Raw genomic sequence first — 606 nt, forward strand, 5'->3', positions numbered from 1 at the left:
CCCGTGGGTACTCTAAAATTGTTGAAAAATTAAGACGGGTCTGCAGCTATTACAAGATGAAGGCTTCTCAAATAACTTAGCTACGTAACGGAGGAAAAAGATGAATTTTTTGACGAGATTTAGTTTGAAAAATGCGGTAGCTGTGTTTATTGTTTCATTTTTACTTATTTTAGCGGGGCTATATTCATTTTCAAAACTAAAAATTGATTTACTGCCGAATATCGAATTTCCGCAGCTGTCCATTGAAGCAACGTATCCCGGGGCTTCTCCTGATGACGTAAATGAAAACGTCACGTCGAAAATCGAAGACCAAGTGAAAGGAATTGAAGGAATTAAAAGCGTACAAAGCGTATCGTATGAAAACGTTGGCATTATTAATTTAGAATTCCCGTTTAATACGGATTTAGATAAAGTTGAACAGCAAATTAACTCGTCGATAAAAGAATTAGATTTACCAGGGTCATCAAATGTAGACGTAAACCGTTTTTCATTTGGTTCATTCCCGATTTTCAACATTTCACTGTTTGCGAAAGATGATGCAAATCTTGAAAAAGTATTAAACGATGAAGTGATTCCTGAATTGAATAAAATTCAAGGTATTAACTC

At 35.0% G+C, this 606-nt stretch carries 1 protein-coding gene; it reads left to right on the top strand.

Going from position 1 to position 606, the window contains the following annotated elements; genetic code table 11:
- Positions 1-100: 100 nt before the first annotated feature.
- A partial coding sequence (locus AC1DRF_RS31450) for an efflux RND transporter permease subunit (protein ID WP_477742755.1) occupies positions 101-606 on the top strand: 506 nt, incomplete at its 3' end.

The organism is Priestia sp. P5_B4 (assembly GCF_056400385.1).